The sequence below is a fragment of the Pseudomonas sp. DW-iso3 genome (assembly GCF_058725305.1).
This window is the reverse complement of record NZ_JBZXDZ010000001.1, coordinates 856,357-877,875: the sequence shown is the minus strand read 5'-3', so window position 1 is coordinate 877,875 and position 21,519 is coordinate 856,357. Positions and strand designations below refer to the sequence as shown.

Annotated in this window: 22 protein-coding genes and 1 tRNA gene; 7 read left to right on the top strand and 16 right to left on the bottom strand. The window is 60.1% G+C overall.

Features of this window, described 5'->3' with window-relative positions:
* Window positions 1-2: 2 nt before the first annotated feature.
* Window positions 3-1,232 carry a Zn-dependent hydrolase gene (locus AC4PS7_RS04055; RefSeq protein WP_492179098.1) on the bottom strand — a complete coding sequence of 410 codons (1,230 nt, stop codon included), beginning with the start codon at window positions 1,230-1,232 and terminating at the stop codon, window positions 3-5.
* A 13-nt stretch (window positions 1,233-1,245) separates the two neighbouring features.
* Window positions 1,246-2,565, bottom strand: a complete 1,320-nt coding sequence (locus tag AC4PS7_RS04050) for an MFS transporter (protein ID WP_010212187.1) — start codon at window positions 2,563-2,565, stop codon at window positions 1,246-1,248.
* A gap of 158 nt (window positions 2,566-2,723) precedes the next feature.
* Here AC4PS7_RS04050 and AC4PS7_RS04045 point away from each other — a divergent pair, with 158 nt between their 5' ends.
* Window positions 2,724-3,689 (top strand): LysR family transcriptional regulator, encoded by a 966-nt coding sequence (locus tag AC4PS7_RS04045; RefSeq protein WP_010212188.1) that lies wholly within the window; start codon window positions 2,724-2,726, stop codon window positions 3,687-3,689.
* A gap of 50 nt (window positions 3,690-3,739) precedes the next feature.
* On the opposite strand, the gene AC4PS7_RS04040 is transcribed toward AC4PS7_RS04045, so the two are convergent.
* Window positions 3,740-3,994 (bottom strand): hypothetical protein, encoded by a 255-nt coding sequence (locus AC4PS7_RS04040; RefSeq protein WP_042570713.1) that lies wholly within the window; start codon window positions 3,992-3,994, stop codon window positions 3,740-3,742.
* A gap of 282 nt (window positions 3,995-4,276) precedes the next feature.
* On the opposite strand from AC4PS7_RS04040, the gene AC4PS7_RS04035 reads away from it, so the two are divergent.
* Window positions 4,277-5,503, top strand: coding sequence for an MFS transporter (locus tag AC4PS7_RS04035; protein WP_106118971.1), 1,227 nt, complete (start codon window positions 4,277-4,279; stop codon window positions 5,501-5,503).
* A 352-nt stretch (window positions 5,504-5,855) separates the two neighbouring features.
* Here the strand turns inward: AC4PS7_RS04035 and AC4PS7_RS04030 are convergent.
* From AC4PS7_RS04030 to dapA, 5 genes are all read right to left on the bottom strand, one after another.
* Window positions 5,856-5,945: transfer RNA gene (locus tag AC4PS7_RS04030), tRNA-Ser, on the bottom strand.
* Between the two features lie 83 nt (window positions 5,946-6,028).
* On the bottom strand, window positions 6,029-6,742 hold the full coding sequence (purC, locus tag AC4PS7_RS04025; RefSeq protein WP_010212191.1) for a phosphoribosylaminoimidazolesuccinocarboxamide synthase: 714 nt from the start codon (window positions 6,740-6,742) through the stop codon (window positions 6,029-6,031).
* 27 nt (window positions 6,743-6,769) lie between these two features.
* Complete coding sequence (locus tag AC4PS7_RS04020) at window positions 6,770-7,528, bottom strand: MBL fold metallo-hydrolase (protein ID WP_021491032.1); 759 nt, start codon at window positions 7,526-7,528, stop codon at window positions 6,770-6,772.
* A gap of 4 nt (window positions 7,529-7,532) precedes the next feature.
* Window positions 7,533-8,648, bottom strand: coding sequence for an NlpB/DapX family lipoprotein (bamC, locus tag AC4PS7_RS04015; RefSeq protein ID WP_010212194.1), 1,116 nt, complete (start codon window positions 8,646-8,648; stop codon window positions 7,533-7,535).
* 17 nt (window positions 8,649-8,665) lie between these two features.
* On the bottom strand, window positions 8,666-9,544 hold the full coding sequence (dapA, locus tag AC4PS7_RS04010) for a 4-hydroxy-tetrahydrodipicolinate synthase (protein ID WP_010212195.1): 879 nt from the start codon (window positions 9,542-9,544) through the stop codon (window positions 8,666-8,668).
* A gap of 273 nt (window positions 9,545-9,817) precedes the next feature.
* Here dapA and AC4PS7_RS04005 point away from each other — a divergent pair, with 273 nt between their 5' ends.
* Window positions 9,818-10,378 (top strand): glycine cleavage system transcriptional repressor, encoded by a 561-nt coding sequence (locus AC4PS7_RS04005; protein WP_003172487.1) that lies wholly within the window; start codon window positions 9,818-9,820, stop codon window positions 10,376-10,378.
* A gap of 10 nt (window positions 10,379-10,388) precedes the next feature.
* Window positions 10,389-10,862 (top strand): peroxiredoxin, encoded by a 474-nt coding sequence (locus AC4PS7_RS04000; protein ID WP_010212196.1) that lies wholly within the window; start codon window positions 10,389-10,391, stop codon window positions 10,860-10,862.
* Window positions 10,863-10,914: 52 nt separating this feature from the next.
* Here the strand turns inward: AC4PS7_RS04000 and AC4PS7_RS03995 are convergent, their stop codons facing one another.
* Together AC4PS7_RS03995 and AC4PS7_RS03990 are read right to left on the bottom strand one after the other, a co-directional pair.
* A complete protein-coding gene (locus tag AC4PS7_RS03995) occupies window positions 10,915-11,985 on the bottom strand; it encodes an AI-2E family transporter (RefSeq protein WP_010212197.1) in 1,071 nt (356 codons plus the stop codon).
* Between the two features lie 30 nt (window positions 11,986-12,015).
* Complete coding sequence (locus tag AC4PS7_RS03990) at window positions 12,016-12,255, bottom strand: sulfurtransferase TusA family protein (RefSeq protein ID WP_010212198.1); 240 nt, start codon at window positions 12,253-12,255, stop codon at window positions 12,016-12,018.
* Window positions 12,256-12,349: 94 nt separating this feature from the next.
* Here AC4PS7_RS03990 and AC4PS7_RS03985 point away from each other — a divergent pair, with 94 nt between their 5' ends.
* Window positions 12,350-13,783 (top strand): M48 family metalloprotease, encoded by a 1,434-nt coding sequence (locus AC4PS7_RS03985; RefSeq protein WP_010212199.1) that lies wholly within the window; start codon window positions 12,350-12,352, stop codon window positions 13,781-13,783.
* Window positions 13,784-13,848: 65 nt separating this feature from the next.
* Here AC4PS7_RS03985 and AC4PS7_RS03980 read toward each other — a convergent pair whose 3' ends face one another.
* The 4 genes from AC4PS7_RS03980 to rpoE form a co-directional block, all read right to left on the bottom strand.
* Complete coding sequence (locus tag AC4PS7_RS03980) at window positions 13,849-15,288, bottom strand: DegQ family serine endoprotease (protein ID WP_010212202.1); 1,440 nt, start codon at window positions 15,286-15,288, stop codon at window positions 13,849-13,851.
* A 234-nt stretch (window positions 15,289-15,522) separates the two neighbouring features.
* Window positions 15,523-16,485 (bottom strand): MucB/RseB C-terminal domain-containing protein, encoded by a 963-nt coding sequence (locus AC4PS7_RS03975; protein ID WP_010212204.1) that lies wholly within the window; start codon window positions 16,483-16,485, stop codon window positions 15,523-15,525.
* A 15-nt stretch (window positions 16,486-16,500) separates the two neighbouring features.
* Window positions 16,501-17,088 (bottom strand): sigma-E factor negative regulatory protein, encoded by a 588-nt coding sequence (locus AC4PS7_RS03970; RefSeq protein WP_003172479.1) that lies wholly within the window; start codon window positions 17,086-17,088, stop codon window positions 16,501-16,503.
* A 32-nt stretch (window positions 17,089-17,120) separates the two neighbouring features.
* A complete protein-coding gene (rpoE, locus tag AC4PS7_RS03965; RefSeq protein ID WP_003172477.1) occupies window positions 17,121-17,702 on the bottom strand; it encodes an RNA polymerase sigma factor RpoE/AlgU in 582 nt (193 codons plus the stop codon).
* Between the two features lie 462 nt (window positions 17,703-18,164).
* On the opposite strand from rpoE, the gene nadB reads away from it, so the two are divergent.
* Window positions 18,165-19,781 (top strand): L-aspartate oxidase, encoded by a 1,617-nt coding sequence (gene nadB, locus AC4PS7_RS03960; RefSeq protein ID WP_010212213.1) that lies wholly within the window; start codon window positions 18,165-18,167, stop codon window positions 19,779-19,781.
* Here the strand turns inward: nadB and AC4PS7_RS03955 are convergent.
* A complete protein-coding gene (locus tag AC4PS7_RS03955; protein ID WP_042570710.1) occupies window positions 19,750-20,196 on the bottom strand; it encodes a protein YgfX in 447 nt (148 codons plus the stop codon). The genes nadB and AC4PS7_RS03955 overlap by 32 nt on opposite strands.
* Window positions 20,180-20,434, bottom strand: a complete 255-nt coding sequence (locus AC4PS7_RS03950) for an FAD assembly factor SdhE (RefSeq protein WP_010212215.1) — start codon at window positions 20,432-20,434, stop codon at window positions 20,180-20,182. The genes AC4PS7_RS03955 and AC4PS7_RS03950 overlap by 17 nt, the downstream gene beginning before the upstream one ends.
* A gap of 140 nt (window positions 20,435-20,574) precedes the next feature.
* Here AC4PS7_RS03950 and ygfZ point away from each other — a divergent pair, with 140 nt between their 5' ends.
* The gene (gene ygfZ / locus AC4PS7_RS03945) at window positions 20,575-21,516 is read left to right on the top strand and encodes a CAF17-like 4Fe-4S cluster assembly/insertion protein YgfZ (protein ID WP_042570709.1); all 942 of its coding nucleotides are present in this window, start codon (window positions 20,575-20,577) and stop codon (window positions 21,514-21,516) included.
* Window positions 21,517-21,519 lie beyond the last annotated feature (3 nt).

Below are 21,519 nucleotides of genomic sequence, written 5' to 3'. Positions count from 1 at the left end.
CCTTACTGAACCTGGCCGGCGCGCTTCAACACGGCATTGAGCAATACGTCGGTGCCCTGGCGCACGTCTTCGGGCAACACGTCTTCGGCTTCGTTGTGACTGAGGCCGCCGACGCAAGGGATGAAGATCATCGCCGTCGGGCAATAGCGCGCCAGGTGGATGGCGTCGTGACCGGCACCGCTGACGATGCGTTGCTGGCTGTAACCCAGGCCATCCACGGCGGCTTGTACGCAGGTGACGCAGTCGGCGTCGAAGGGCGTGGCCGGGCTGATCCAGTGTGGGCTGACGGTCACGGACAGTCCGCGTTGCTCGGCGATGGCCTGTAACTGTCGGCGCACCTGTTGTTCCATGGCGTCGATATCGTCGTCGCGGTGATGACGCAAATCGACGGTGAAATTCAGCAGACCAGGGATGGTGTTGCGCGACGATTTGGCGATGCTTAATTCACCTACAGTGGTCAGGCCTTCCGGGGCAAAATCCGCCGCCAGTTTCTCCAGCGCCTGGATCATTTGTGCGGCGCCATACAACGCGTCTTTACGCAGCGGCATCGGCGTAGTGCCGGCGTGGGCAGCCATACCCTCGACGCGCACATCCAGCCAGCGAATTGCCTGTCCACCGGTGACCACACCGATGCTCTTGGCATTGTCTTCAAGGATCGGGCCTTGTTCGATATGCGCTTCGAAATACGCATCCACCGCGCCACCCAGTGGGCGTGAACCGTTGTAGCCAGTTGCACACAAGGCCTCGGCCACGCTGATGCCATCGACGTCGGCAGTGGCCAGGGCCTTGTCCAGCGCCAGGGTGCCGGTGAATACCGCCGAACCGAGCATGGCGGGTGTAAAACGGGCGCCCTCCTCGTTGGTCCATACCGCAATTTCCAGTGGTTTGCGTGTCTGGATCCCGTGATCGTCCAGGCTGCGAATCACCTCCAGACCCGCCAATACACCGTAGACACCGTCGAAGCGGCCGCCCTCGGGTTGTGTGTCGAGGTGACTGCCCATCATCACCGGTGCCGCGTCCTTGTCCGTACCGGCACGGCGGGCGAACAGATTGCCGATGGCATCCACGCTCAGGCTCAACCCGGCGGCCGTGCACCAGTGGCTGAACAGTTCGCGACCGGCTTGGTCTTCGCCGCTCAAGGCCAGGCGGCAACTGCCACCGCGCGCCGTGGCGCCAATCTCGGCCATGGCCATCAGGCTGGCCCACAGGCGCTCGCCGTTGATCTTCAACATTACAATCACTCCCTCAAACGCTATGGGCCATTTCAAGACGGTGCGCGGAGGCATGGCGGCGCGACAACGCCAGCACACACACCAGCGAGACCGCCGCGATCAAGCTGTAAAACACTGCCATTGGCCACCATTGGCCTTGGTATTCGTGGGCCAGCCAGGTTCCGATCAATGGCGTAAGGCCACCCGCCAGCGCGCCGCACACCTGGTACGCCAGGGAAATCGCGGTGTAACGCACGCGGGTTTCAAACAGGCCGCTGACGAAGCCGGCGATCACGGCATAAAACGACGCCATGCACACCACTGCCAGGGCGATGCCGAGGATGATCAAAGGCGCCTGGCCGCTGCTGACCAGGACGAACATGGGGTAAGGCGAAGCCATGGCCAATACGGTCATCGCGCACAGGAAACGCGTGGCACCGACCTTCTCCGCCACCCAGGCAGCCAGCGGCTGGACGCAGAACTGGATGATGGCGACAAAGAACAGGCACTCCAGAATCAACGAGCGCGGCAGGCCCAGTTGCTGAGTGCTGTAGGCAATCATGAAGGTGTTGGTGAAATACACGCCAGCGATGCCCAGGGTGTTGGCACCGATGCACAGCAGCAGCGGACGCCAGGCGGTTCGCAGCACTTCAATGACGGGCGCCTGGTCTTTCTTGATCGCCCGCGCTTTTTCCGCCAGCGCTTTGTCTTCAAGAAACTCCGGCGACTCGTTCACGCCCAGGCGAATCGCCAAGCCGACCACCAACAGCAACGCACTGGCCAGGAACGGTACGCGCCAGCCCCAGCTTAATAACTCGTCTTCCGGCAGGCGGGTTACCGCACTGAACGCCAACAGTGACAGGATCAACCCAGCCGGGCTGCCCAATTGCGCGAAGGAAGCAAAGAAGTTGCGCCGGCCTTTGGGCGCATGCTCGCCCGCCATCAGCACCGCGCCGCCCCACTCACCGCCGACGGCAATACCCTGCACCACGCGGAGCAGGACCAGCAGTACTGGCGCAGCGGCACCGATCTGCGCGTAGGTCGGTAGCAGACCGATACACACGGTAACCACGCCCATCATCACCAGGGTAATCACCAGGGATTTTTTGCGGCCAATCCGGTCACCGATGTGCCCGAACACAATGCCGCCCAACGGCCGCGCAAAGAAACCCACGGCAAAGGTGCCGAACGCAGCCATGGTGCTAAAGAGCTTGTCGTCAGAAGGGAAAAACAGTTGGCCAAACACCAGCGCCGCGGCGGTGGCGTAGATGTAAAAGTCGTACCACTCGATCATGGTGCCGATAAAAGCGGCGGCCGCAGCACGGCGAGGCTGGGGCGAAGCGGAAGGCTTCATGGGGCTGGCTCCTTTGGTTATTTTTTTGGCAGGAGAAAGGTCGAACGCATGCGCTCTGATGGCGCTTGTTGAGGGTGATTTATCGTCTTGGGGCTATGATTAGTCAATTTTCTATTTATTATTCCAATTATAAATCCTGCTTATTATCGAGCTGCAGCATGCCCGACGCCCGCCGCGACATTCACCCTTTGCTCAACGACCGCCTGGACTGGAACCTGCTGCGCACGTTCCGCGTGATCGGCCAGGAGCTGAGCATCAGCCGCGCCGCCGCCCGTCTGCACTTGACCCAACCGGCGATCAGCCAGGCACTCAAGCGGCTGGAAGAACAACTCGATTGCCAACTCATCGTTCGCCGGGGTCCACGCTTTGTGCTGACGGAGGCCGGTGAGCAGATCTTCGCCATCGCCGGCGAGATGTATGGCCAGGTGTCGCAGATGAGTAACGCCCTGCAAAAACCCGGTGATGAAGTGATCGGCAAAGTGCGATTGCTGATGATCAGCCGGATCAACTCGGACACCTTCGATGAATACCTGGCGGACTTTCATCGTGAACACCCTCGGGTAGACCTGGAAGTCGAGGTGATGCGCAGTTCGGACATCGTCGCCGCGCTCCTGGAAAAAACCGCGACGCTGGGCCTGAGCCTTAACCGTCGGCCACAGCCACGTCTGGAACAACACCTGTTCCTGCGCCAGCGTTATGCGTTTTTTTGTGGGCGACACCATCCGCTGTTCGGGCGCATCGGTTTGGCGGAGGGGGACCTGCAATCGGAGAACTTCGTCAGTTTTACCAGCGACCAGATTGGCGGGATGCTCTCACCGTTGACGATTTTCCGCGACCAGCAAGGGTTCAGTGGGCGGATTGTGGCGTCGTCTTCAAGCCTGGAAGAAGTGCGGCGTTTGGTGATCGCCGGCTTCGGCCTGGGCTGCCTGCCGATCCATGTGGTCGCGGATGATGTGAAAAACGGGCTGCTCTGGCGGTTACCGCCGGATGAGGGAATAACGGACGTGGACATTCACCTACTGTGGAATCGAGAGCAGAAGATGAGCCGCGCGGAAACCGTGTTTATTCAGAGCCTGACAGCGCGCCTGGCTGACCACGGCGCGCACGCTTCTAAAAGTGGATGAACGCCTCTCTGAAGGGAGTGGTCAAGCCAGAACAACAGGGAACCTTTTACTCAGCGTCCCCGTTCTTTATTGGCTTGGGAGAGAACCGAGGCCGCAAGGGATTTTGCAGCCTCACTGTACTGGTCGCTTTGAAGCACTTTCGCCGCCTTCTCCTCCAGCACAGCGCTTGTCTGCTTCTCGGTACTGCGCTGAGCCAACGCTGAAGCGGCAAGGCTTTTGGCAATGACCGAAGCGTCTGGATTATTGAGGGTATCGGCCGCCAGGGTAGCTATCTTGCCGGAGGTTTTTTTCGTGTTCTTGCTCATGATGCAATTCCTTTGCAGTGGTTAGCGCCTGATCGAGTGCGCTATCACAACGTAATAAACTGCAGGAGCCACTGCAATGCGCTGCCTGTAGGCAACGTTTTGCAAGTCCGTGCGAAAGGTGCATCGGTCATGCAGTGCGTGCTAGAGCGTCGCATCGATAGCACTGATGATTACTATCGAAACGAGCGCCTGCTCGATTTTCAGCACTGATTCCTATAATCGCTTCCTAATTCCCTCCCCCTCGCCTGGCTTCGGGCGACGTTCACCCTGGAACCCAACACTATGCCAAGTGCCAGCCAGGCCCCTCGCGGCCTTCCCGAACATAATCAACAGAGCGTCAAACAGCAGTGGCTGGCGATTCTCTCAGTCGCCGTGGGCGCCTTTGCCTTGGTGACCAGCGAGTTTCTGCCAGTGGGCGTACTCAACGATGTCGCTGCGGACCTGGGCATCAGTGCCGGTCACGCCGGCCTGATGGTTACCCTGCCCGGCATCATGGCCGCGCTCGCCGCGCCCCTGCTGTCGGTGATCATTGGCGCCATGGACCGCCGTTATCTGCTGATCGGCCTGACGCTGATCATGATCATCGCCAACATGGTGGTGGCCTTCGCCAGTGATTTCAGCCTTCTGCTATTCGGTCGCGTATTGCTGGGTATCAGCATCGGCGGTTTCTGGGCCACAGCCATCGCCCTCAGCGGCCGCCTGGCGCCCAAAGGCGTGGATGTCGCGAAGGCCACCTCGATCATCATGATGGGCGTGACACTGGCCACCGTACTCGGCGTGCCCGTGGGCACATGGCTAAGTGGCTTGATGGGCTGGCGCATGACTTTCCTGGTCACCGCGTTGCTGGGCTTACCGGTGCTGTTGGCACAGGTCCTCCTGCTCCCCATCCTCAAGCCGGAAAAACCCATTCTTGTCAGCGACCTGCCGGCGTTGTTCATCAACCCACGGGCTCGGGTCGGTTTGATCGCGGTATTGCTGATCGGTCTGGCGCACTTTGCCGCGTACACCTACGTCGCGCCTTTCTTCAAGAACAGCTCCGGCTTCGATGGTCCGACCATCGGCTCGCTGCTGCTGATGTTTGGCGTGGCCGGTGTAGCAGGTAACATCTTTGCCGGTTTCGCCGCCAACCGCAGCGTGCGCTACACCCTGCTGCTGGTCGCGCTGATGATCGGCACCAGCACCGCCCTGTTCCCCTACTTCGCCACCGGCCTGACCGGCGCCTCCATGCTGATCGCACTCTGGGGCTTCGCCTTCGGCGCCTTCCCGGCCTGCGCCAGTATCTGGATGTTTGTCGTAGCGCCCAAGGATGTGGAGCGTGGCATGCCGCTGTTCGTCGCGTTGTTCCAGGTGATTATTGCGCTGGGCTCGTTCTTCGGCGGACGGATCGTCGACCAGATGGGCAGCGCCGTGCTGTTGAGCCTCGCGACCGCATTGGTAGGCGTGGGTTTTGTGACGGTGCTGGTGCTGGGGCGGAATGTGAGCAATAGCTTGGCAGCGCAGCCTGCCTGACCGGGAACGTAGTGACTGAAAAGCCTGCTGGGTGTTGAGCTCAGCGGGCTTTTTCGTTTAAGGGGGGTCAGCGATGACCGCTATTCCCGGAGATCAGCACCGGGAATCTGCATCAAGGCGTTCGGAGCCATTAACCGACGGCAAGGGAAGCGTCGATAACTCAATCCCTGACAGCCGGAAACCTTCTCGGCTCTATCCTTTGCGACGGATTTGGGCTCTCCAGGCGTCACCGCGTTTCTCGTAATTGGCGATTTACGGATATTGGCGGGTGCTTGGGGGGCGCGAAAGAGAAGGCATTCCCCCAAACACAAAAAAGCCCCGAGGCGGTTAAGCGCTCGGGGCTTTTTAAATATGGCGGAGAGATAGGGATTCGAACCCTAGGTACCGGTGAAGGTACAACGGATTTCGAATCCGTCCCATTCGGCCACTCTGGCATCTCTCCAACGGCGCGCATCATAACAGCGTGGATCAGGAAAGCAAAGCGCCGAAGCGATTTTTTTCCGTGCTATCAGATGCTTGCGTCGATTAAAGCGGTACGCCCAGACGGTTGGCGACTTCTTCGTAGGCTTCGATGACGTCACCGAGGCCCTGGCGGAAGCGGTCCTTGTCCATCTTCTTCTTGGTGTCTTTGTCCCACAGGCGGCAGCCATCAGGACTGAATTCGTCGCCCAGGACGATGGAGCCGTCGTGGAAGACCCCGAATTCGAGCTTGAAGTCCACCAGCAGCAGGCCAGCGTCGTCGAACAGCTTGCTCAGCACGTCGTTGACCTTGAGGGACAACTCCTTCATGCGCGCCAGTTGCTCAGCGGTGCCCCAGCCGAATGCCACGACGTGGGATTCGTTGATGAACGGGTCGCCCTTGGCGTCGTCCTTCAGGAACAGTTCAAAGGTGTAAGGGTTGAGCTTGAGGCCCTCTTCCACGCCCAAACGCTTGACCAGGCTGCCGGCCGCGTAGTTACGCACGACGCATTCAACCGGGATCATGTCGAGCTTCTTGACCAGGCACTCGTTGTCGCCCAGCAGTTTGTCGAATTGGGTCGGAATGCCGGCCGCTTCGAGTTTCTGCATGATGAAGGCGTTGAACTTGTTGTTCACCATGCCTTTGCGATCAAGTTGTTCGATGCGCTTGCCGTCGAACGCCGAGGTGTCGTTGCGAAACAGCAGGATCAGGCGGTTGGCGTCGTCGGTCTTGTACACCGACTTGGCTTTGCCGCGGTAGAGTTCTTCACGTTTTTCCATGATGGGCTCCGCTTGCTAAATGGTGGGCTAGGCGATGTGTCGCCAATCGAGCCCTGAATCTTGATCGGCCAGTTGCAGCCAGTCCGGGTCGCACCCGAGGGTGTCGACAAAACATTGCCGGGCCAGCTGCGGCAGGTTGTTCTTGCTGCTCAGGTGGGCCAGGACCAGGTGTTGCAAGTCTTGCCAGCCCAACTCATACACCAGGTACGCCGCCTGGTGGTTGTTCAAATGCCCCAGCTCGCCGCCCACCCGTTGCTTGAGAAAGTACGGGTAATGACCACGCGCCAGCAGGTCTCGGCAGTGGTTGGACTCGATCATCAATGCATCCAGGTCACGGTAACCATCCAGCACCTTTGAGCAGTAGGAACCCAGGTCGGTGAGCACGCCGAAACGCCGCTCACCGTCACTGAATACGTACTGCGTCGGCTCCTGGGCGTCGTGCGCTACGGCAATCACATTGATGCTCAACGCACCAATCTGCAGTGTCTCGCCACCAGCCAGGAAACCTGCAGGTTCGATGGGTTTGCGCATCCCGCGCAAGGTACCGCGACTGAGGTACACCGGGAGATTGTAGCGCCGAGACAGCAAACCCACGCCATGCACGTGGTCGGCATGTTCGTGGGTCACCAGAATCGCGCTCAGCTGCGCGGGGTGAACCCCCAGTCGCAGCAGGCGCCGCTCGGTTTCCCGTAACGAGAAACCACAATCCACCAGCACGTACGTGTCGTCGTGGGCGACCAGCGTACCGTTCCCTTGGCTACCGCTGCCGAGAACGGCAAAACGCACCGGATCAGCCCAGGTTGTCTTGAATCACGCCCAACACTTTGCGCGCTGTTTCAGCGGGTGCAACGGTGTTGATGTTCTTCTCGACGGTGACCTGCACGCTTTCGCCTACCTTGCTCAAACGAACCTGATAACGCTCGGCGCGGGTCTCGATCTCTTCCTTGGTCGGTTTGCTGCCGAACAACTTGCCGAAGAAACCTGGCTCGTCGTCTTTACGCTCGGCTTTTTCAGCCACGTTGATGTAGTACAGGCCCAGACTGCGGTTGATGTCTTCTACACGCCAAGGGCCCTGTTCCAATGCACGGCCAACGCTGGCCCAGGCACGGTCGAGGTCTTCCCCCAGGTTCAACACCACGTTGCCGCTGCCATCTTCGGTGAGGCTGACGCGGCTTGGGGTGTCGTAATCACGTGCGGCGAGCAGAGAAACCGAACCGCCCTTCTCGGAGATACGGCTCATGCTGGCCAGCATCTCGTCGACCAGTGCCGAGTCGACACCGGTGTTGACCGAACGGTTGGTGAAATCAACGTTGGCGGTGCTGCCGGCCGGACGCTCGGCGCTGACCACATAGACTTCACTGGTATTACGCTGCACGCCTGGCTCGATGCGCACGCGCACACGGGCCTCGCTGTCGGCGGCTACACCACCGGCCTGCAGGCGCTTGGCCATGGTGGCGGACAGTTCGCTGCCCTGCTGCCATGCGGTGGTGAATTCACCGGTCTGCGGGCGCTGCTCGTCGATGCGGAAGCCGTTGTCCTGGAAGAACTGCACGGCCACTGGCCAGACTTCGGCAGGTGGGCGCTGAGCCACGATCCAGCGGGAGTCACCGCTCTTCTGCAGGCTGTAGTCGCTGGCATCCGCCACGGCCGAGATCGGCTGTGGACGCGGCACCACGTACTCACCCTTGGCGGTGTCGTCGGCGACATTGCGCGGAATCGGCAGCAACGGGTCAAGTCGCTTGGCGACGTTGACGCCCGGCGGCAGCTCCATAGGTTTGGTAGGTTGTGCTTCCAGGTAATCGCTGCCGCGGTCACGGAAGTAGCCTTCCGGGCCCCAGATCCAACCGCAGCCACTGGTGCTGGAGATAATCAAGGCAAGTGCGGAAAGTCCGGCCAATCGCTTCATGCGTAGTGCTTCCTCAATTAAACCAGGACGCCGGACTGGCGCAGGGCCTGTCGCAGCGGTTCGTGACAGGCTTCGCTGAGACGGGTGAGCGGCAGACGGATACCGTCCGGCATCATGCCCATTTCAGTCAGCGCCCATTTCACGGGAATAGGGTTGGATTCGATAAACAGTGTCTTGTTGAGCGGCATCAGCTTCTCGTGGATCGCACGGGCGGTCACGGCGTCGCCGGCAATGGCGGCGGCGCACATTTCGCTCATGGCCCGCGGGGCCACGTTGGCGGTCACGGAGATGTTGCCCTTGCCGCCCAGCAGGATCAGCTCGACAGCGGTGGCGTCGTCACCGGAATACACCAGAAAATCGCTGCTCACGCCGGCCAGGATGTCCTTGGCGCGTTGCAGGTCGCCAGTGGCTTCCTTGATACCGATGATGTTCGGCACGGTGGACAGGCGGATCACGGTCGCGGCCTGCATGTCGCACGCGGTGCGACCCGGCACGTTATAGAGGATCTGCGGAATATCGACCGCTTCGGCAATCGCGCGGAAGTGCTGGTACAAGCCTTCCTGGGTCGGCTTGTTGTAGTACGGGGTCACCAGCAGGCAGGCATCGGCGCCGGCTTTCTTGGCGTTTTTGGTCAGCTCGATCGCTTCACGCGTCGAGTTGGCGCCCGTACCGGCGATCACGGCGATACGGCCCGCGACACGCTTGACCACGAATTCGATCACCTGGATGTGTTCTTCCACATCGAGGGTGGCCGATTCACCGGTGGTGCCGACCGCCACAATGGCGTTGGTGCCTTCTTGCAGGTGGAAGTCCACCAGTTTGCCCAGGCTGTCCCAGTCGAGATGACCTTGTGCATCCATGGGTGTGACCAGTGCCACCATACTGCCCGCAATCATGCAACCGCTCCTGCCGGAAAAAGAGAGCCGTAATGGTACTGGCGCCAAGATGCTTGCACAAGCGAAGTACCGCCTGAGGATGCGTTCTGGCGCAACTAAACGACGGGCAATGCCATCATTGGGCCAAAGCCTGCCCAGAAGCACGATGAAATCAAGCCGATCACGCAATGAAAACGCCACCTCCTATCCCTTGGCGACGGTTTTCGCTACCCTTCATCCTTTGATCGATACAGCCCGCACAGTATCGACCGCTCATCGTTTTAGGAAGGCTGCATGTCCACCCCCACAGTTCGCGAACAATTCCTTGTTATCAGTGCCCTCGGCGCCAACCCCATGGAGCTGACCAACGTCCTGTGCCGCGCCAGCCATGAAAACCGCTGCGCCGTCGTGACCTCCCGCCTCACCCGCCATGGCGAGTGCAGCGCGTTGGTCCTGCAGATCTCCGGCACCTGGGATGCCCTGGCGCGCCTGGAGACCGGCCTGCCGGGCCTGGCTAAAAAGCACGACTTCACCGTCAATGTGGTGCGCAGCGCCGCCCTGGAGAATCGTCCCCAAGCCCTGCCTTATGTAGCGTATGTCAGTTCCGCCTACCGTTCGGACATCGTCAACGAACTGTGCCAGTTCTTCATCGACCACAACGTCGAGCTGGAGAACCTGACCTGCGACACCTACCAGGCCCCGCAAACCGGCGGCACCATGCTGAACGCAACGTTCACCGTGACGTTGCCGGCTGGCGTGCAGATCAGCTGGCTGCGCGACCAGTTCCTGGATTTCGCCGATGCCCTGAACCTCGACGCCTTGATCGAGCCATGGCGCCCACAGAACCCAATGTAAGGAAGTTTTCATGGCGGTAGTCATCGACAAACCCGTAGCCGATTTCGAAGCCCAGGCCACCAGCGGCCAGACCTTCAGCCTCGCGGCCCTCAAGGGCAAGCAAGTGGTGATCTACTTCTACCCGAAGGACAGCACGCCAGGCTGCACCACCGAAGGCCAGGGCTTTCGCGACCAATACGCAGCATTCAAAGCGGCTAACACCGAAGTGTTTGGCGTGTCGCGGGACAGCGTGAAGTCTCACGAGAACTTCAAGGGCAAGCAGGCATTCCCCTTCGAGCTGATCAGCGACAAGGACGAGGCGGTCTGCCAACTGTTCGACGTGATCAAGTTGAAGAAGCTGTACGGCAAGGAATACCTGGGCGTGGATCGCAGCACCTTCCTGATCGACAAGGAGGGCGTGTTGCGTCAGGAATGGCGTGGCGTAAAGGTGCCGGGGCATGTGGATGCCGTCCTGGCGGCAGCGCAGGCGCTAAGCAAAGGCTGAAACGCAGCGAGCTCTTGTGGTGAGCGGGTTTGCCCCGCTCAACCACAAAAAATCACAGCAACGGCGCCACCACTGGCTCCTGCCGTGGCCACGCATCCAGCACCGCCTTGAACAGCGTCGCCAGCGGGATCGCAAAGAACACCCCCCAGAACCCCCACAGCCCACCGAACAACAACACCGCGCAGATGATCGCCACCGGGTGCAGGTTGACGGCCTCCGAGAACAGCAGCGGCACCAGCACGTTGCCATCCAGCGTCTGGATGATCCCGTACACCGCCATCAAATAGATGAACTGGTCACTCCAGCCCCACTGGAACAGCGCAATCAGCGCCACCGGCACAGTCACCACCACCGCGCCGACATACGGCACCACCACCGAAATACCTACCAGCAACGCCAGCAAGGCCGCGTAGTTCAGGTCCAGGGCAATAAAGGCGATGTAGGTCACGCCGCCGCAGATAATGATCTCGATGACCTTGCCGCGAATGTAGTTGGCGATCTGCCGATTCATTTCCTCGGCCACCCGGGTAATCAGTGCACGCTCGCGTGGCAGATAGCCACGTACCCAGCGGCCGATCATGACGCGGTCCTTGAGGAAGAAGAACACCAGGATCGGCACCAGCACCAGGTAGATCATGATATTGACCAGCAGCGGCAGGCTGGACAGGGAAAAGGTCAGCGCCCATTGCCCGAACTTTCCGATCTCGCCGCGCGCCGCTTCGATGGCCTGCAACACCTGTTCGTCCGACACCAGGTGCGGGTAGCGCTCCGGCAACAGCAGCAACAGCGATTGCCACTTGGCGAGCATGCCCGGCAGCTCGTTGAACAGCGTGATCAATTGATGCCACAACAGCGGTAATACCACCACGATAAACAGCACCAGCAGCCCCATGAACAAGGCGAATACCAGCCCCACGGCGGCTCCACCCGGCAAGCGCAAACGCTCCAGCGTGGTGACCAAACCTTGCATCAGATACGCCAGTACCATCCCAGCCAACACCGGCGCCAGCATGCCGCCCAAGGTGAGCACGGCCGTGAAGGCCAGAAACAGCAGGACCGCCAGTACCACGGCCTCCTCGTCGGAGAAGTAGCGCTGGATCCAGTCTCGTAACACTTTGAACATCAATCAACCTCGGGTGGTGGAGCGAACGGTTCAGGCCTTGCGCAACCAGTAACGGTACACACCGGCGGCGTCTTCTTCATGCAACAGCGTGTGGCCGGCCAGCTTGGCAAAGGTGCGGAAGTCACGCTGGGAGCCCGCGTCCGTGGCGATCACCTTGAGCACTGCGCCACTGGCCAGACGATTGAGTTCCAGCTTGGCCTTGAGCAAGGGTAACGGGCAATTGAGGCCGCTGGCATCGAGTTCGGCATCAAAGGCGACAGCGTCGGTCATGGTTTACTCCGGGCAAGCATTGGGGATGCTTAGAATATCTGGTCCGAAGCTCAGTGTCCGGCTACAGTAAGCTCTTTGTCGAAAGGCTCTGTGCATGACTTTTTTGCGCCCCACCCTGCTGACGCTGGCTTGCCTGCTGGCCTCCCCAGGCTTCGCTGACGACCTGCCGTCACTCGGCGACGCCAGTTCTGCCATTGTCTCGCCACAACAGGAATACCAGTTGGGTCGCGCCTGGCTGGCGTACCTGCGGGGCCAGGTCTCGCAACTCAACGACCCGCAGCTCAAGGATTACGTCGAAACCAGCGTCTACAAGTTGGTGGAGACCAGCCAGGTCAACGACCGGCGCCTGGAGTTCATCCTGATCAACAGCCCGCAACTGAACGCTTTCGCCGCGCCCGGCGGGATTGTCGGGGTCAACGGCGGCCTGTTCCTCAATGCCCAGACCGAAGGGGAATATGCCTCGGTACTGGCGCACGAATTGGCGCACTTGTCCCAACGCCACTTCGCCCGTGGCGTGGAAGCCCAACAGCGCATGCAACTCCCGATGATGGCCGCGCTGCTGGGCGGCATCATTGCCGCAGCAGCTGGCGCGGGTGACGCTGGTATTGCCGCTATTGCTGGCACTCAGGCGGCTGCGATCCAGGAACAGCGCCGGTTCTCGCGTCAGAACGAGCAAGAGGCTGACCGCATCGGCATCCTCAACCTCGAAAAAGCCGGTTACGATCCGCGCTCCATGCCGACCATGTTCGAACGCCTGATGCGTCAATACCGCTTCGACGCCAAGCCGCCGGAATTCCTGCTGACGCACCCGGTGACCGAATCGCGAATCGCCGACACCCGCAACCGCGCCGAGCAAGCCAAAACCGGCGGCAAGGAAGACAGCCTGCGCTATCAACTGATCCGCGCACGGGTGCAGCTGCAGTACGAAGACACCTCCGGCCTCGCCGCCAAACGCTTCCAGGCGCAGTTGGACGAAAACCCGAAGAACGATGTGGCGCGCTATGGCCTGGCCATTGCCCAGATCAAGGGCTCCCAGTTCAAACAGGCACGGGAAAACCTGGCGCCCCTGCTTGCGAAGACACCCAACGACATCACTTACAACCTGGCGCAGATCCAGCTGGACATTGACAACGGCCGCTTGCCTGACGCCCAGCAACGTACGGACAAGATGCTGACTCAGTATCCGGGCAACTACCCGCTGAATCAGATACGCGTGGATCTTCTGCTCAAGCAGAACCGTACCGCCGATGCGGAAAAGGCGTTGGACAGCTTGCTCAAATCTCGTCCGGACGACCCTGACGTGTGGTACCAGGTCGCAGAGACACGCGGCTTGTCCGGCAACATTATCGGCCTGCACCAAGCCCGCGCCGAGTACTTTGCGCTGGTGGGGGATTTCCAGCAGGCCATCCAGCAGTTGGATTTCGCCAAGCGTCGCGCCGGCAACAACTTCCCATTGTCTTCGCGTATCGACGCCCGTCAACGCGAGCTGATCGAACAGGAACGCCTGGTCAAAGGGATGATGAGCTAACTCCATCGCCCACAAAAAAGCCCCGCCTTCATTCAACGAAGGCGGGGCTTTTTGTTTCTACCGACTTACTCGGCGAGCTTGAACGTAATGAAGCTTGCACGCCCCTGACGCAGCACTCGCATCGACACCGAACGATTCTTCGGCAACGCCTTGGCGATGTCGGTGAATTGCTTGGTGCTGTCGATGGCCTGGTTATTCAGGTGGGTAATCACGTCACCCGGCTGCAGGCCGATCAGAGAGGCAGGGCCGTCCTGCACTTCCTTGATCACCACGCCACTCTTGAGGTCGAAGGTCTTCTTCTGCTCAGCGGTCAACTCAGCCACGGCAATGCCCAGGCGGTTGCTGCTACGCTCGGCACCTGGCTTGGTGTTGCCCAGGGCATCCAGGGTTGCGCCCTCCTCAGGGATGGCACCGACCGTCAGTTCAACGGTCTGGCGCTTGCCTTCACGGATCACTTCCAGCTTGGCCTTGCTGCCGGCCTTGAGTGCGCCCACCAGGTGTGGCAGGTCGGCCGACATGACGATCGGCTGGCCGTTCATGCTCAGGATCACGTCGCCGACATGCAGGCCGCCCTTGGCAGCAGGGCCGTCGTCCTGGATCTGCGCGACCAGGGCACCGGCCGGCTTGTCGAGACCGAAGGATTCCGCCAGGTCTTTGTTCACTTCCTGGATCACCACACCCAACCAGCCACGGCTAACCTTGCCGCCGCTTTTCAGCTGGTTGGAAACGTCCATCGCCACGTCGATCGGGATAGCGAACGACACGCCCATGAATCCGCCGGAACGGGTGTAGATCTGCGAGTTGATCCCCACCACTTCACCCGCCAGGTTGAACAGCGGACCACCCGAGTTACCCGGGTTGATCGGCACGTCGGTCTGGATGAACGGCACGTAGTTCTCGTTCGGCAGACTGCGGCCGATGGCGCTGACGATACCTTGGGTCACAGTGTGGTCAAAACCAAACGGCGAACCGATGGCAACGACCCACTGCCCAGCCTTCAGGTCCTGGGATTTACCCAGCTTCAGCACCGGCAGGTCTTTGCCTTCGATTTTCAGCAGCGCCACGTCGGAACGTGGATCGGTGCCCACCAGCTTGGCTTTCAACTCACTACGGTCAGCCAGGCGCACGAGAATTTCGTCGGCGTCTGCAATCACGTGGTTGTTGGTAAGGATGTAGCCATCCGACGAGATGATGAAGCCCGAGCCCAGGGACTGAGCCTCACGCTGGCCACCGCCACCGCCACGGGGGGCGCGCGGTTGCGGCATGCCGCGCTCGAAGAACTCGCGCAGCATCGGCGGCAGGCCTTCCAGGTCCGGCATCTGCTGGTTGGAGACTTTGCGCTCCGGCAGTTTTTGCGTGGTACTGATGTTCACCACGGCCGGCGAGGCTTGCTCAACCAATTGGGTGAAGTCAGGCAACTCGACCGCTTGCGCGGGCAAGGCCTGACCTAGCACCAATACCGTGGCGACTATGGATAGGTAAGACTTCAAACGTGGTATCGACATACAGCTCCCGTTACGACGAGCAGGGTTGAGCGACAGGGTTCAAGAAACGCCGAAAACTGCGACCGACATCTTTGTTCCGCGAACAAAACAAGGCCAGAGCCGACAAGCCCTGACCTATAAAAAACATAAGAGATTTTTGCAAGTGAAAATGCTGATCCAGACATTTCATGCTCTCGGCAGCCAACCTGGCATGCAAATACAGTGAAACGTCAGGATGAACATAGGATTAACGACTCACGGCTGGACGGCTGGCTTTTTTTCACCACGCACCGACAACGCGATACGTTCTGCAGTGCCGATCGGGATTTCGCCCACCACCGTCACCATCATCTCGCCATCCACTGTATTGAGGCGACGGGATACAGCGACCGTAGGGCCCAGTTGCGTGCGCGTTTCGGTGACACTCGCATCGCTGATTGGCTCAAGGAACACTGAGAAACGCGCCAACCCGTCCTCATACATCAGGCTGTCGACTGTCGCCTTGGTCTGGGTGTCTTTACGCGAGCTGGTGCTGGTCAGCTGAAAGCCCGGCGGCAACCATTCCAGATGCCACGCCTCAGTAGGCTGCACGACGGGGGCTTTTTCATTGGCGACGGAGAGAGGTGCGCACTCGCTGCTGGGCTGCAGATCGCGATCATCCGGCACGACCGAAGTGTTCAATCGCGTGAACTGGAAGCGCTCAAGCAACTGCCCCTGATCATTCAGCAAAAGGGATTTGAGCGGCAGCGCGGTTTCGCGATCCAGGTGCAGTTCAAAACCGTAGCGATACTGGTCACGCGGCGTGATCGACACGATCACCGCATTACGCCCGGCCACGCGGGATTTGCCAATGACGGCCAGTTCGTAGAATTGCTTGAGTTTTTGCGGATCCAGCGCACGGGATGGCGCATCGCGCGAGTTGCCCAGGCCTGCGACGAGAGTGCCGCTGACACATTGGGTACGGCCATCCAGCCGCACGACTTCCTGGGCAGAACCATCGAGCTGCAAGAGCCGCTCACGGACCTGACCTTCCTGGACACGATGCCAGATGTCATGGGTAGAAAAACTGCCGTTACGTTCATAGACGAACGTACCTTGAAAGCTTTGCTGCTGCTCTGCACGCCCAAGTCGAGTCAGCCAGTCTTGGGCTTCGTCGGCGTGGGCGGGGAGTGCAAAACAACCACTGAGCAAAAGCGTAAGGAGCGGTATGGCTCGCATAGAGCTCCTTACGGATTAGCGGTTTTCCAAACTGGCTGCACGCGCATAAGGCAGAGCGCTTTCAGTGCCCTTCAGAGCCGATTCCTGTGCATGTTGGCGCAGGTAGCCTGGAAGACGCTGGTCCTGCCAGCCGGATTGCCCTTGCAATACACCGTTGGCCATCGGGCCTGTGGTGTCAGAGCTTTCCTTGTAGCCGGCCAGTACCGCTGGGCCTTTGACCTGAGGGCCTGCCATCACCGGCTGTTGAGTCTGCTGGGCCAGTTCGGCACCGGCGATCTCGTCCTGGTTGTACAGGCGAACACCGGCCAACACCGCAACAGTCACCGAAGCAGCAACTGCCAGGCGACCCAGGCTACGCCATGGTCCACGAGCAGCTTTTGCCGGAACGGCTTCATCAGCCAGCGCGGCAGAAACGGCCGCAGCAATATCCAGACGAGGGATTAGAAGATCCTTGTGCATCACCGCCCGAGCGACTTGGTAACGAGACCAGGTATCACGGGTTTCGGCGTCATCAAATGCGTTGAGCACTCGACGAAGTTCCAGTTCATCCGCTTCGTTATCCATCACTGCGGACAGCGATTCCTGCAGGGCATCACGACTCATGGCGGTTCCTCTCTTGGCTGTCGCCGCTGTCTTTAGTTCTCTTGCAACAACGGTTGCAAGGCTTTATCGATGGCTTCCCGGGCCCGGAAAATCCGTGACCTTACAGTCCCCACCGGACACTGCATGACGCTCGCAATGTCTTCGTAACTCAGACCATCGAATTCACGTAAAGTTAACGCCGTACGCAAATCTTCTGGCAGTTGCTGAATTGTGCGATGAACGGTGCCTTCGATCTCGTCGCGCAGCAATGCACGCTCCGGCGACTCGAGATCCTTGAGGCCGTGATCACCATCGTAAAATTCTGCATCTTCTGAACTTACATCGCTATCCGGTGGGCGGCGTCCGCGAGACACCAGATAGTTCTTCGCCGTGTTGATGGCGATCCGGTATAGCCACGTGTAAAACGCGCTATCACCGCGAAAGTTACCAAGTGCACGGTAAGCCTTGATAAAGGCTTCCTGTGCAACGTCCTGCGCTTCATGGGTGTCGTGCACAAACCGCACGATCAACCCGAGAATTTTGTGCTGGTATTTCAGCACTAGCAGATCAAAAGCTCGCTTGTCGCCGCGTTGGACGCGCTCGACCAGCTGCTGATCCTCTTCCTGGGTTAGCATGAACACTCCTCGTTGTACTTTAAGGAGGCTTGCATAACTAAACGATCAGGCTTGCAAACATAGACTCGGTCTTTTCGCAAAAGTTCTCCCCCTTCAAGCAAGTTTCCGGCACGCACTGATTTGGCACACACGAAAAACGCAGTACGGGCATAGCCGACTGCGCGAATAATCTTGTCGCCGGTTTTCTGACGCGTCCAATGCTCCCGACGGGCCAATAAACTCAACGTTTTCCCAGCTTTCGGGCAACCTGCTATTGAGTCGGGGCTCATGCAAAAAGTTCCCGTTTCAATAACCTGCCGATTTTACCCAAGCCGCGCACCGTAATCTCACATTGCCACGAATGCCCGGCTATTGTGCCGCTCCACCCCTCTATATACTAGTAGCCCGTGTGACCCTTTGATTCGCCGACCCAGGCGTCCTGTTTGCGCCACCTCTTCGGATCGCTTTTGCGGAATCCCTCAAATGAGCCAACAGTTTCAACACGATGTCCTGGTGATCGGCAGCGGCGCGGCCGGCCTGAGCCTTGCGCTGACCCTTCCCAGCCACCTGCGCATTGCGGTACTGAGCAAGGGCGACCTGGCCAACGGCTCGACATTCTGGGCCCAGGGCGGTGTCGCCGCGGTGCTGGACGACACCGACACCGTGCAATCCCACGTCGAAGACACCCTCAATGCCGGGGGTGGCCTATGCAATGAAGAGGCCGTGCGTTTCACCGTCGAGCACAGCCGCGAGGCCATCCAATGGCTGATCGATCAAGGCGTCCCCTTTACCCGTGATGAACACGCGGGGAGCGACGACGGCGGCTTCGAGTTCCACCTGACCCGCGAGGGCGGCCACAGCCACCGCCGCATCATCCATGCTGCCGACGCCACCGGCGCCGCCATCTTCAAGACGCTTCTCGAACAAGCCCGCCAACGCCCCAACATCGAATTGCTGGAACAACGCGTCGCCGTCGACCTGATCACCGAAAAACGCCTAGGCCTGGACGGCGAGCGCTGCCTCGGCGCCTATGTGCTAAACCGCGCCAGCGGCGAAGTCGACACCTACGGCGCGCGCTTCACCCTCCTCGCTTCGGGGGGTGCAGCCAAGGTCTACCTCTATACCAGCAACCCCGACGGAGCCTGTGGCGATGGCATTGCCATGGCCTGGCGCTCGGGCTGCCGGGTGGCCAACCTGGAATTCAACCAGTTCCACCCTACTTGCCTGTATCACCCTCAGGCGAAGAGTTTCCTGATCACCGAAGCCCTGCGCGGCGAAGGTGCCCACTTGAAACTGCCCAACGGCGAACGCTTCATGCAGCGCTTCGACCCACGCGCCGAACTGGCCCCGCGCGACATCGTCGCCCGCGCCATCGACCATGAAATGAAGCGCCTGGGCATCGACTGCGTCTACCTGGACATCAGCCACAAACCCGAAGCTTTTATCAAGGCGCACTTCCCTACCGTGTACGAGCGCTGCCTGACGTTCAACATCGACATCACCAAAGGCCCGATCCCCGTGGTGCCCGCCGCGCACTACACCTGCGGCGGCGTGATGGTCGACCAGCACGGGCGCACCGACGTACCGGGCTTGTATGCCATTGGCGAAACCAGCTTCACCGGCCTGCATGGCGCCAACCGCATGGCCAGCAACTCGCTGCTCGAATGTTTCGTCTATGCGCGCTCAGCGGCGGCGGACATTCTCAAACAACTGCCACGCGTTCCGGTGCCGGCAGCCCTGCCCCGCTGGGACGCCAGCCAGGTTACCGATTCGGACGAAGACGTGATCATCGCCCATAACTGGGACGAGCTGCGCCGCTTCATGTGGGACTACGTGGGGATCGTACGCACCAACAAGCGCCTGCAGCGCGCGCAGCACCGAGTGCGATTGCTGTTGGATGAAATCGACGAGTTCTACAGTAACTACAAGGTCAGCCGCGACTTGATCGAACTGCGCAACCTGGCCCAGGTGGCGGAGCTGATGATCCGCTCGGCCATGGAACGCAAGGAAAGCCGCGGCCTGCATTACACCCTCGACTACCCGCAGATGCTGCCCGAGGCTCGCGACACTATCCTGGTGCCAACCACCTACGGCGGCTGAACTTCAGGCGTACCCGCAGGCGCCGATGCACATCGGCGTCCTGCGAATCCCTGGGTACACACACCGAACGGACCCGCCATTCGCCCTGCACCCGGTAACGCAGAACGACGATCAATGGCAAGGCGAGGCTGTCCGGACGCAACTGCACGCTGTGCCAGCCCCGCTCCGCACTGAGCAACTGCCAACCATCAGTGTCACGGCGCAGACCACGAATCGACGAACGGTGGGTCAGCAGAATAAAGCGCGGCAAAACCCAAGCGGCGTGCAACAGACACACCAGCAGGCCAAGGCTTGAATAGGACAGATCAAGAAACAAAAACGCACCCAGCGCGAACAGCTGGGCGAGGAGATACGCCGCCAGCAACAGCCGTGAGGCCTGCCAGCGGCATTCAAAGGTATTACTTGGGCTGGACACGGTCCAGGATCATCCTGACCATGCGCTGCAACTCTGGGTCTTCGGATTCGGCGCGCTCCATGAACCAGCCGAACATGTCCTGGTCTTCACAAGTCAGCAGCCTGACGTAGAGGTCGCGATCCACCTTATTGAGCGTTGCGTAGACCTCTTTGGTGAAAGGCACCAGCAACACATCAAGCTCAAGCATGCCACGACGGCTGTGCCAGTAGAGACGATTGATTTCTACATCTTCGACCATGGAGCGCTCCTCAAATAGGCGGCAAGTATACAGGGCCGACGGCACCGGAACAGTCGGCTTTGGTCGCCCCATACGGAAACTATCCATTTGCCGGGCGCCCCTCTATGATGCACCCATGACTTTTTGACCTGCGATGACCCATGGCCGACTCTGCTTTCTTCTGCCCCCTGTCCCACGAAGGCGTTCTCGCCGTCCGCGGTGCCGACGCCGCCAAATTCCTTCAGGGCCAACTGACCTGCAACCTCAATTACTTGAGCGATACCCAGGCCAGCCTCGGCGCGCGCTGCACGCAAAAAGGGCGTATGCAGTCGAGCTTCCGCATCCTGCTGCAAGGTGACGGCGTGGTGCTGGCCATGGCCACCGAGCTGCTGGAACCCCAGCTGGCCGACCTGAAGAAGTACGCCGTGTTCTCCAAATCCAAACTGACCGACGAAAGCGCCGCCTGGGTGCGCTTCGGCCTGATGAATGCGGAGCCGGCCCTGGCCAGCCTTGGCCTTGAACTGCCCGCCGAGACCAACAGCGTCGTTCGCAACGATACCTTGATCGCCATCCGCGTCTCCCCTGACCGCGCTGAACTTTGGGTGCCTGCCGAGCAAGGCGACGCCGTACGCAATCAATTGGCTGCAACCCTTGAACAAACCGATCTGAATGAATGGCTGCTGGGGCAGATCCGCGCCGGCATCGGCCAGGTCATGCCGCAAACCCGCGAACTGTTCATCCCGCAGATGCTCAACCTGCAGGCCGTGGGCGGCGTGAGCTTCAAGAAAGGCTGCTACACCGGCCAGGAAATCGTCGCGCGCATGCAGTACCTGGGCAAACTCAAACGTCGCCTGTACCGCTTGAGCTTCAATGCTCCTGAAATGCCCGAGCCAGGCACTCCGCTGTTTTCGCCCAGCCACACCAGCGCGATCGGCGAAGTGGTCATTGCGGCAAAAACTGACCAAACCGTTGAACTTCTGGCCGTGTTGCAAGCCGAAGCTGCCGATAGTGGCGATGTGCATGTAGGTACGCCGGAAGGCCCCCGTTTGCACCTGCTCGACCTGCCTTACACGCTCGACCGTGATCGAGAGATCCAGCGCTGATCG

Coding starts and splice junctions, on each gene's coding strand:
- purC (WP_010212191.1), bottom strand. CDS start 6,742: ATGGAAAAACGTGAAGAACTCTACCGCGGCAAAGCCAAGTCGGTGTAC.
- nadB (WP_010212213.1), top strand. CDS start 18,165: ATGAGCCAACAGTTTCAACACGATGTCCTGGTGATCGGCAGCGGCGCG.
- AC4PS7_RS04000 (WP_010212196.1), top strand. CDS start 10,389: ATGGCGGTAGTCATCGACAAACCCGTAGCCGATTTCGAAGCCCAGGCC.
- AC4PS7_RS03980 (WP_010212202.1), bottom strand. CDS start 15,288: ATGTCGATACCACGTTTGAAGTCTTACCTATCCATAGTCGCCACGGTA.
- ygfZ (WP_042570709.1), top strand. CDS start 20,575: ATGGCCGACTCTGCTTTCTTCTGCCCCCTGTCCCACGAAGGCGTTCTC.
- AC4PS7_RS03985 (WP_010212199.1), top strand. CDS start 12,350: ATGACTTTTTTGCGCCCCACCCTGCTGACGCTGGCTTGCCTGCTGGCC.
- dapA (WP_010212195.1), bottom strand. CDS start 9,544: ATGATTGCGGGCAGTATGGTGGCACTGGTCACACCCATGGATGCACAA.
- AC4PS7_RS03970 (WP_003172479.1), bottom strand. CDS start 17,088: ATGAGTCGTGATGCCCTGCAGGAATCGCTGTCCGCAGTGATGGATAAC.
- AC4PS7_RS03995 (WP_010212197.1), bottom strand. CDS start 11,985: ATGTTCAAAGTGTTACGAGACTGGATCCAGCGCTACTTCTCCGACGAG.
- AC4PS7_RS04035 (WP_106118971.1), top strand. CDS start 4,277: ATGCCAAGTGCCAGCCAGGCCCCTCGCGGCCTTCCCGAACATAATCAA.
- AC4PS7_RS04050 (WP_010212187.1), bottom strand. CDS start 2,565: ATGAAGCCTTCCGCTTCGCCCCAGCCTCGCCGTGCTGCGGCCGCCGCT.
- bamC (WP_010212194.1), bottom strand. CDS start 8,648: ATGAAGCGATTGGCCGGACTTTCCGCACTTGCCTTGATTATCTCCAGC.
- rpoE (WP_003172477.1), bottom strand. CDS start 17,702: ATGCTAACCCAGGAAGAGGATCAGCAGCTGGTCGAGCGCGTCCAACGC.
- AC4PS7_RS04055 (WP_492179098.1), bottom strand. CDS start 1,232: ATGTTGAAGATCAACGGCGAGCGCCTGTGGGCCAGCCTGATGGCCATG.
- AC4PS7_RS03990 (WP_010212198.1), bottom strand. CDS start 12,255: ATGACCGACGCTGTCGCCTTTGATGCCGAACTCGATGCCAGCGGCCTC.
- AC4PS7_RS03975 (WP_010212204.1), bottom strand. CDS start 16,485: ATGCGAGCCATACCGCTCCTTACGCTTTTGCTCAGTGGTTGTTTTGCA.
- AC4PS7_RS04040 (WP_042570713.1), bottom strand. CDS start 3,994: ATGAGCAAGAACACGAAAAAAACCTCCGGCAAGATAGCTACCCTGGCG.
- AC4PS7_RS04045 (WP_010212188.1), top strand. CDS start 2,724: ATGCCCGACGCCCGCCGCGACATTCACCCTTTGCTCAACGACCGCCTG.
- AC4PS7_RS03950 (WP_010212215.1), bottom strand. CDS start 20,434: ATGGTCGAAGATGTAGAAATCAATCGTCTCTACTGGCACAGCCGTCGT.
- AC4PS7_RS04005 (WP_003172487.1), top strand. CDS start 9,818: ATGTCCACCCCCACAGTTCGCGAACAATTCCTTGTTATCAGTGCCCTC.